At 40.9% G+C, this 7,750-nt stretch carries 10 protein-coding genes; all 10 read right to left on the minus strand.

Annotated elements, in window-relative coordinates; translation table 11 throughout:
- Positions 1-777 precede the first annotated feature (777 nt).
- Positions 778-1,857 (minus strand): ATP-dependent nuclease, encoded by a 1,080-nt coding sequence (locus tag RM811_RS23645; protein ID WP_402529238.1) that lies wholly within the window; start codon positions 1,855-1,857, stop codon positions 778-780.
- Complete coding sequence (locus RM811_RS23650) at positions 1,797-2,723, minus strand: AAA family ATPase (RefSeq protein ID WP_402529240.1); 927 nt, start codon at positions 2,721-2,723, stop codon at positions 1,797-1,799. The genes RM811_RS23645 and RM811_RS23650 overlap by 61 nt, the downstream gene beginning before the upstream one ends.
- 187 nt (positions 2,724-2,910) lie before the next feature.
- Positions 2,911-3,909, minus strand: a complete 999-nt coding sequence (locus tag RM811_RS23655) for a restriction endonuclease (protein WP_402529242.1) — start codon at positions 3,907-3,909, stop codon at positions 2,911-2,913.
- A 324-nt stretch (positions 3,910-4,233) separates the two neighbouring features.
- Entirely contained in the window at positions 4,234-4,641 is a 408-nt protein-coding gene (locus RM811_RS23660) for a hypothetical protein (protein WP_402529244.1), read from the minus strand.
- Positions 4,642-4,658: 17 nt separating this feature from the next.
- Positions 4,659-5,300 (minus strand): IS1096 element passenger TnpR family protein, encoded by a 642-nt coding sequence (locus RM811_RS23665; protein ID WP_402529246.1) that lies wholly within the window; start codon positions 5,298-5,300, stop codon positions 4,659-4,661.
- The gene (locus RM811_RS23670) at positions 5,293-5,814 is read right to left on the minus strand and encodes a hypothetical protein (RefSeq protein WP_402529249.1); all 522 of its coding nucleotides are present in this window, start codon (positions 5,812-5,814) and stop codon (positions 5,293-5,295) included. Before RM811_RS23670 ends, RM811_RS23665 begins: the two co-directional genes overlap by 8 nt.
- A 49-nt stretch (positions 5,815-5,863) precedes the next feature.
- On the minus strand, positions 5,864-6,283 hold the full coding sequence (locus RM811_RS23675; RefSeq protein ID WP_402529251.1) for an IS1096 element passenger TnpR family protein: 420 nt from the start codon (positions 6,281-6,283) through the stop codon (positions 5,864-5,866).
- Between the two features lie 308 nt (positions 6,284-6,591).
- On the minus strand, positions 6,592-6,993 hold the full coding sequence (locus tag RM811_RS23680; protein ID WP_402529254.1) for a hypothetical protein: 402 nt from the start codon (positions 6,991-6,993) through the stop codon (positions 6,592-6,594).
- Between the two features lie 72 nt (positions 6,994-7,065).
- Positions 7,066-7,434 (minus strand): hypothetical protein, encoded by a 369-nt coding sequence (locus tag RM811_RS23685; protein WP_402529256.1) that lies wholly within the window; start codon positions 7,432-7,434, stop codon positions 7,066-7,068.
- A 131-nt stretch (positions 7,435-7,565) separates the two neighbouring features.
- The coding region (locus tag RM811_RS23690; RefSeq protein ID WP_402529258.1) for a hypothetical protein at positions 7,566-7,750 on the minus strand (185 nt) is incomplete at its 5' end.

Consider the following 7,750-nt stretch of genomic DNA (forward strand, 5'->3'; position numbering starts at 1 on the left):
AAATTCATCCAGCAATTGTTGCTGGCCGGCTACGTCATGAGAATAAAAACTACAGTCTTCTTTCTAATATGATTGGAAACAAGATGGTTCGGCATCATTTCCAGTGATGCCGAACCGTCATCATCTGTTCAGTCGGCTCAAGCCAACAGCCTGGTCTGAATTTCAACCATTCTGTTTCCCTTCAGGGAAGAGCAGAATCTCGGCCCCTATCAGCGGCAGCAGTCTTGCAATAGCGTCCTTATAGAGTTCAGAATCCACCGTTTTCACGTACTCTGCTTTTCGCTGCCGCCAGTCAAGGGTTCTGATCAGACTTGGAATCTTAACATTCGCTGGTCGACTTTTTCCCTGGGAACGGATGGGAAGACAAATCACCTGCCCAATAACTGCTCATAAATCACTCTTTTCAATCAGCACACCAAAGGCAGTAAAGCCAATGGTTTCCACCAGATTATTTGCTTTTTTGGGTAGACCAGATCAAACAGGGCAAATAGTACCATAAACGTTATTGCGTGCTTGAGCTTATCGTTGATAAAACCGGTAGGATCCGCCTCGCCGGGGATTACCAGGTTCCGCGTAAAGCCTCGCCTTCAGGCCTTAGGCTCTCAAGTCCTCGGGTCCAATCGGGCGGGGATACAAAAACCAGTGTCAGGTCTTTCATTTTGCATAAATGCAAGAATCAAGACCGGACCCCGTTTTTTCACGACCCCGTTTTTTCATTTTGAATAAATGCAAGAATCAAGACCCAGCTTGCGACCCCGGTTTGCTTTGTATTTATGGCTAGCCATCAACAATTAAAGAATTAAACGCATTAATGATGGGTTCTGGAATATCTTCTGAGGTCATATGACGTGAGATTGATACCCCCCAAGAATGACTCTTGTTTGGCCAACTTCCAATCAACTGTTCTTGCCCAACATCCCTTAGCTTTTGGAAAATTACCGATTTAAGTCTGGCCGAAAATTTCCCACTTTCATTTAAATTATGATTTACTTCAACTGTAGGAATATTATCCAATATTTGTGATAGCTCTTCATTGCTAATGCTAATAGTGTTTCCAAACACTTCTTCGATTAGCTTAGGCCACACATGATGAGGAATAGAATCCTCTAAGTCCTGCTTTCCAACTATAAATGTTTTTTGATCGGATCCCTTTCTAGTGTCTGCATCAAATAAGTAGACGGCTAAATCCTTAGTTTTCGCAAAGCCTTTAATTAGGCGGTCTAACATATTTTCTGCAAGATCTGCATTTGTACAACCACCTAAATTAACTAGCTGTATATTATCTTCTCTCAGTGATCTTGATGTATACTTTTTATACAGGGCTGGAATCAATGTTTCTTCCGTATTACCTTCGACAATAAGAAATTTATCATAAAATAAGAAATCACTATTGATTAGCCCTAATGCTTCATAAACATCTTGAACTTCTTGTGAGTTACCAATTATTGTGTAGCTGTTTCTTATATCAAATGTATTAATGTCTTTGATATAAGAAGCATTGACAAATATTGTACTATGCGTACTAATTATTATTTGGAAGTTTTTCTTAGATAATAAACTTAATGTTTTTAAGAACTCTCTTTGTGCCTTTGGATGAAGGTGCGTCTCTGGCTCATCAAAACACCAAACATAACGCCTTCTATTTTCTTCATCTAATTGTTCCTCTGCTTGCAGTTTAAGAAGAGCAAACCAGATTTGCCGCTTAACTCCTTCTCCTTGATTGTCAATATGAACATAACCTTCAGATTCTATCTTTTTTACAAAAAGGTCAGTCAACTTATTTTGCAACTCAAATGTTATGTTTGCATTGACTGATTCGATACTAGGAACTTCATTATGAATTCCAATCTCTGACAATTTAGAATTGATTTTTTCTGAGCTCTATTGCTTAGTGATCTTGAAAACTGTTGTGCTCTGCTTACTTCATGTTCGATCGAACTATCGAGTAATGCACTAGCTGCCTTCGTAATACCTTCAAGGGATTCATTCCAGCTAAGATAGGCATGCTCTGGAAAAACAGACAAGTCCGACTTCCATTTTTTTTGCTTAGAGTCATCATTTAGTTTTACGAACTTTAATTCGCAATCTGTTGTTTGAAGTATTGATCTTATTTTTTCATAATTTGAATATCTTCCCTCATCATTGTCATTTCTTAAATTATGGTTGCCAGGGTTATGCTGCTTCATTGCTGAATTTATTTGCGCTTGTGTAGATGAATAAATACTGGAAATCTCATTATTAACAGGATGGTGATGCAAGTAATAAACACTTGATTCCCCGTCAGTTGAATCAAATACTCTAGCTTTGATTAAGTATTTCTTCTCATTAGTATCAAACTCAGATGATTCTATAGCCCATTTCAACTGAGGAGATATCTCATAACCATTAATCTCAAAGTTTTCAATTTCAAACTTACCTATAAATACAACATGAGGATCTTCTGAGTGATCCCCATAAAATAATCTAGGAAGATTGTTAGAATTAAGCAGGTCGTTTATTTCCTGATTTGTTAATGAAGTATGAGAAAGATCATTTTTTCCTGTTTTATCATTAGGTAAATTTATTCTCGAACCTTGCACCAATAAAAACCTAATGCTATTTAATGATGAGGTTTTTCCGCAATCATTTTCTCCTATAAACAATGAAGGCCTTGTACTTTGCAAACTGATGTGCGTGTGTCTGCAACTTTTATAATTAAAAGCAGTAAATTCTTTAAGTATCATTGTACTGATCAACTTGATGTTGTTAAAGAAATATGATTAGAGGCATATCAGGGGGGAAGGTATGCACGAATCACTGTTGCATAACATGCTGCTGAATGAACAAAAAGGGTGCCAGGTCTTTTATTTTAAATGTATGCAAGAATCAAGAGCCGACCTACGACCCCGTCATTTTATGAGTGCTGCATATCTATATGAGTTGAGGAGATATTATAATGCCAAGTGATTCTTTTGTTGTTTGACTCAGTTTGTCTATATTGTCATAGATTAAATTTACAAAGTCAGATCCTTCGATAGTTACTACACCTTCAGCCTCAGCTTTGTTTTTTAAATCTTCGTTAAACTTGGCTGTTGAAATCAATATCTTCCTATATGTTGTGAAGTCATCATTGCTGGTGTCATAAGCAGTTAACTGCTTTAAGCCTTTTGAACTTGTTGTACCCGTATGATGTTTCACCTGGATGTACAAACATTCTGAATCACCAGTAAGAAAGTTGTATTTTTTTGCAATGATATCAATATCATCGATGCCGCTGCTTTGGTTTTTAGCTTGAATTCGTGCTTCATAGTTATTTATTTTTAATATTTCTACCACTAATTTCTCTAACCCATACCCTCCAGCGGATAAAGCAATTTTTTCACCATTCTGAAGCCTTGATAATAATTCACTTTTAAATTCCTTTTCTTTTCTTTCTTCAATATCCTCTATCTCGGCTTTCCAAGTATGAATCATCCCCTGGTTAAGTGAGAGTACGTGTTTTTCAATTTCTTCAGAGAAATCATTTAAATCAGCAATGGCCATTCTGATTTTTAAACGACTTTGAAATTGCGTGGATAATATTTTTCTAGGAATGAATGAGTTGCCTTTGTCATCTTTAAGGAAATTAACTTTAACCTGGTTCTGACTATGTCTAATCCCAGAGTTGTCATTAAAACTTTTGGTACCTTCCACTTTTGCAATGGCAATTGCACCAGCTGTCGGAATGATAACGACATCGTTTTTTGTTAAGTTGAAATATCTTCTTATTTGGTTTTTCTTTCTTCCGAAATCATGGCCTTGTTTTTTGAAACCATCATTTATTAGTTCGTTAAAGCTTGTATATTTTGAGAAGTCTACATGCCTCCAGCCATAGCCTATTTCTGAATTTTTAATAAGTTCTTTAGGACTTCTTACCAGAACGTAATTCATCTTTATATCTCAATCGTCTAGTTATACTGAGTGACTTAAGCGATCAGTGGGAGTGACGGTAACCCACCCTCTACGCACGGATTCAGGGTCAATTCTTAAATTTTGCATGCCAAATCAAAAATCTTGGGTCACAAAAATCTGGGGCAGGTCTTTCTTTTTGAACAACAATCGTCGCTAGATTCTATGCGCGATAGGCAAGCTTAAATACCTGACCCCAGCTTACCTTCGGGCTAAGCTGTCGAAGTCCGGTGGCGCCACCCTTCGACGAGCTCAGGGTGAACGGAGTCTGGGTCCAAAATGGGGAAGTTATTTACGGACAGTTCCTCAGGCTTCAACCGCCAGAAATTCCGATAAACAGGATATATGAAATGCTGTCCAGGTTTCCCTGCCCTGAAAAATGATGCCTGTTACTGATGGTGCTTTAATGAACATGGCAAACGCTTTTTTCCCTTTCATTTGACCCAGTCGATATTCTGGCTTGAGACCGCTTAATGCTGTCGATTTATTAAGATAAATGACCGCGTGATTAAGGTCGTTTTGATAGACAGTAGGCATATTGATCGGATCCCCGCCCGGATTAACAATTTCCGGAACACCGACAGCATTGACGAAACTACCATCATCCATCACATAAAAATAAACCCACTTGTCTGAAAGAAACTCACACAACGAATGTAGCGTATTGAAACTCCGGGTTTCTGAAATAATATCCAGGGTTTTTTCCGTATCCATATATTTCCTGTTATGCCTCAACCTTCAGCAGGCTCTTCATTCTCGTTTTCATAAGCGTGGTACTGGTCCACATTTTCACCCACTGACCCGGTCAATTGAAAAGCAACCGGTTTGTGTTGATCGGTTTCGGTAATTTCCAGAATCGTGACCTGGTGGATCAGTTTATCGCCGTAGTCGAAGAGATAGAGGAACTCTCTGCCTTCACTGAGATCTAAATCCCGGAGTTCAGCAAGGGCCGCTGCTTTCGTGGGGGCGTTGATATTTGAGGGATAGTGTTCACCATCCGGTGCTGCGGAGTATTCCGATGTACTGTCGAATAATTTATTGGACAGATAAAAGGAGAACATATGGTCATTATCCCAATCGAACGCCCTCTGTATTTTCAGGTGCAGGTTGTACAGGCTTTGCATGCCCGCGATCAGGAACGTTCTGGACACTTCCTTATGGTCCAGGTCATGGCAAGGGTGACGAACCAGTTCTACCTTAATGTGATAGAGCGTTGGCGGTTCGCTTAACAGGGCCTGGACTTCAGCAAGGGAGGTTGATTTTGACAGTGCCCGTTGAATCTCATCTTCTTTCAGAGGCTCCAGAAAACAACACTTCTTGTATTTTTTACCACTGCCGCAGGGGCAGGGTTCATTTCGGTTGAGTTTAAGCATCGCTGGTTGACGGCTCCTGACCGGTTGTCGACTCCTGAATTACATGGCTCCTGGTCGGCAAAATCATTAAAACGAGTATGGCAAATATAGCAACAACCAATGCCCGTTTTGCCCGGATAAGAGCTAACTGTTCTCCTGCTAATTTAAGATTGCTCGCTGCCAGCTCACGTTCGACTGTTGCTATATCACGTTCCTTACCTGCACAAAGCTGGTCTGGTCCGGGCTCTGTATCATTTTGTGATGAAGGGTATTTATGCAGCAATGCCTCATCCTCGTCTTTAAAGGCCTGATGACTCAATGCCAATAAATGTTGGGACACAAGAGTGACCATATTATTGGCATCGTCTCCTTCCTTAATGAGTGATGCCACATCAACGAAAGCATTATCGTAATCAAGCTTTAATTTTTCCGCCAGCTGCCTGGCATGTTTTTCATGCTCTTCTGTCGTCATGTTACTCAGAGCAACCGTTAATTCATTGGGTGTTGTAATATTCAGCAATGCTTCGGTTTTCATTGTTACAGGGTTCCAAACGAAATCACGTTATTGTTGTTGCGGGGAAGACTCAACATTCGACAGTGGGATACTGCGTGGGTTTAACACCTTCTTCGGATACCAAAGTTGGGTATCCCTGACCGGGTTTAGGCTCTTTAGGCTTCTTTCTGGTTCTGCTGATCTGAAACTTCCAGTCATCGCCATAATCGAACCAATAAAAGAGTTTCCGGTTTTTTGCCAGGGGGAAGATGTCTTTGAGACTGCGCTCTATTTGGTAAAGATCATCATGCTCAAATCGTTCCCTGTCAAAACTTCGATCTGTCCTTGCGACATAGAACTCATATAGATGATCATTCTTAAAACCCACGGCTTCCTGAATAAGGAAATGAAGATCTTCCAGGGTTTCGTTATCGTCCAGTTCCATTTCACACTTCCAGTGCTCTTCGAAGTACATGCCATCGATCAGCTTGATATTGAGCGAAATGATCATAATGAATGACTCTTCAGTGTTGGGGGGTGCAATTAAAAGTGTTACACAGCTATGATTCCGTTCAGGAGGTCCGGCCCTTATCTGTGTACGGGAACACCTCCGCTGTCATTGTGTACAGGGATTGTACACAATCCATCTGGCAGGGATAGCCAACCATCGACAGTCACCTCCCTGTGGATGGATCCTGTACATTCCCTGTACAGGATGACAGCAATCAGGGAACACTTTTAATTACACCCTTTGGGGGCAGTGAAACTTTATTTTCTTCTGAAATCATAGGTCATAAATTTCACGGCCATCATACCCACTCAGTTGGAAGGTTCAGGTTTCCTGGTCTTTGCCAAATATTCATCCAGCGGCAGCCACTCTGAATCTATTTTATTGTTGTTATAAGACAGCTTTAAAATAACTCTTTTATCTTTTTTACAATACACATCTATGTACCTTGCGAAATATTCCCTGACTTCGTCCCTGGAATTACAGGCTGTTAGTTTAAATACGGCTTCATTGTCAGCATTGGCAAGACCTCTGGCAAAATCCAGCATCTTAAAGTCGTAACTGATATCAAATCGCCTGTTCCACGAATAGAAAAAATCGTTTAGTAAACCCGTGCGCCCCATCACGGGGAGTTCAGGAAATTGCCCCAGGGTAATTTCACTGACAGCATTGCTGACTATTTTAGCCATTGGTTCAGGATTATTTCTGGTCATAATATAACTTCAAATTGTTATTGCCGTATGTCGCTCTGACAAATTTTTGCTCAAAGGACGAACTGTTAGCTTTCAGATGTGGCCTTGATACATTGTATACAAACCAAGGTAGCCCAAAATCCCCACCACATTAGCCACAATATCCCCAACACTAAAACTCCGGTATCGGGTCATCTGCTGGCAGGCTTCAATCATCACACCAAAACCAAACAGACTAACGGGCTTCCACCAGGGCATCCCCACAGTTGGCCAGGCCAGATCAAACAGGCCAAACAGCACCAGAAAAGTCAGTGCATGTTTGACTTTATCGTTAATAAAACCGGTGGGGTCGTAGCGATGGGGGATAACAGCCATAAACAGGGCGAAGGCCATGGCGGTGAAAAACACGCCAACCCAGGCGATGGGAGGAAGGGCTTGCAGGTCAGTGATCAGGTTGTTCATAGTATCCATTCTTTATCGTTGTGGCTCCCCAAAGACCACCGGAGCACCATTAGCAATCAACACTCGTTTTTTCATAGCTCAAACTCAGCGTCGAGTTGGCAGAAAAGAATAGCTTTCACTGCCCGCTTCCATCAATTCTTGTCGGAGTTGATCAGGCTGAAGATCAACATGCAGGCAAAGGTTACCGGCCAATAGGTAAGCCACCAGAAGGAACTATAGAAAGCATTAAGGGAGAACGGCAGGCCCAGAAAAACCCAGAGGGACAGCAGGAAATAATAACGATCCTGCGGGTGGGTGAGTCTTTGGTGACACTGGT

The sequence above is a fragment of the Endozoicomonas sp. genome, assembly GCF_031844845.1.
Classification (GTDB): Bacteria; Pseudomonadota; Gammaproteobacteria; order Pseudomonadales; family Endozoicomonadaceae; genus Endozoicomonas.

What these genes read in the sequence shown, in the direction of transcription:
- RM811_RS23650 (WP_402529240.1), bottom strand. Translation starts at nt 2,723, where the DNA reads ATGATACTTAAAGAATTTACTGCTTTTAATTATAAAAGTTGCAGACAC.
- RM811_RS23655 (WP_402529242.1), bottom strand. Translation starts at nt 3,909, where the DNA reads ATGAATTACGTTCTGGTAAGAAGTCCTAAAGAACTTATTAAAAATTCA.
- RM811_RS23660 (WP_402529244.1), bottom strand. Translation starts at nt 4,641, where the DNA reads ATGGATACGGAAAAAACCCTGGATATTATTTCAGAAACCCGGAGTTTC.
- RM811_RS23665 (WP_402529246.1), bottom strand. Translation starts at nt 5,300, where the DNA reads ATGCTTAAACTCAACCGAAATGAACCCTGCCCCTGCGGCAGTGGTAAA.
- RM811_RS23670 (WP_402529249.1), bottom strand. Translation starts at nt 5,814, where the DNA reads ATGAAAACCGAAGCATTGCTGAATATTACAACACCCAATGAATTAACG.
- RM811_RS23675 (WP_402529251.1), bottom strand. Translation starts at nt 6,283, where the DNA reads ATGATCATTTCGCTCAATATCAAGCTGATCGATGGCATGTACTTCGAA.
- RM811_RS23680 (WP_402529254.1), bottom strand. Translation starts at nt 6,993, where the DNA reads ATGACCAGAAATAATCCTGAACCAATGGCTAAAATAGTCAGCAATGCT.
- RM811_RS23685 (WP_402529256.1), bottom strand. Translation starts at nt 7,434, where the DNA reads ATGAACAACCTGATCACTGACCTGCAAGCCCTTCCTCCCATCGCCTGG.